Source organism: Bacillus sp. B4EP4a (assembly GCF_006680105.1).
GTDB lineage: Bacteria > Bacillota > Bacilli > Bacillales > DSM-1321 > Peribacillus > Peribacillus simplex_E.
This window is the reverse complement of the sequence record NZ_VHIK01000107.1, coordinates 1-843: the sequence shown is the minus strand read 5'-3', so window position 1 is coordinate 843 and position 843 is coordinate 1. Positions and strand designations below refer to the sequence as shown.

Below are 843 nucleotides of genomic sequence, written 5' to 3'. Positions count from 1 at the left end.
GCTGCAAACGATATTAAGGGAAAAGGATCAGTATGGTTCACTGCAGCCTGTACAGGAAAATGTCGTGATTGATTACTCATCCCCGAATATTGCCAAGCCTTTTTCCATGGGGCACTTACGCTCAACGGTCATAGGGAATGCACTGGCTAACATTGCCGAAAAAAATGGCTACAATGCCGTGCGTATTAATCATTTAGGAGATTGGGGCACGCAATTCGGCAAGTTGATCGTCGCGTATAAGCTGTGGGGCGACAAAGAGGCAATTGAAGCTTCGCCGATTCAGGAATTATTGAAAATCTATGTGAAGTTCCATGAAATAGCTGAAACGGATGAATCGTTGAATGAACAAGCACGTGCAAGCTTCAAGTCGCTTGAAGATGGGGATGAGGAAGCACTGGCATTATGGAAATGGTTCAGGGATGCATCCTTAAAAGAATTTGAGACGATTTATGATTTATTGGGCATCCGTTTTGATTCCTATGCCGGAGAAGCGTTTTACAATGACAAAATGGATGCTGTTGTCGGGGAACTAAAAGAAAAGGGCTTGCTTACCCTATCCGAAGGTGCCTATGTCGTGCAATTGGAAGATATGCCGCCTTGTTTGATTACGAAAACCGATGGGGCGACACTTTATGCGACGCGTGATTTGGCTGCAGCCATGTATCGTAAAAAACAGTACGGGGCGAAGAAAACATTTTATGTTGTCGGGAACGAACAATCCCTGCACTTTAAGCAACTTTTTAACGTCATTGAAAAAATGGGATATGATTGGTCAAAAGATTTGCAGCACGTAGCATTTGGCATGATGTTAAAAGACGGCAAGAAAATGTCGACACGTAAAGG

At 43.7% G+C, this 843-nt stretch carries 1 protein-coding gene; it reads left to right on the top strand.

Going from position 1 to position 843, the window contains the following annotated elements; all coding sequences use genetic code 11:
- Positions 1-843: arginine--tRNA ligase (gene argS, locus FNK51_RS26200; RefSeq protein ID WP_141995240.1), on the top strand; the 843-nt coding region annotated here is incomplete at both ends.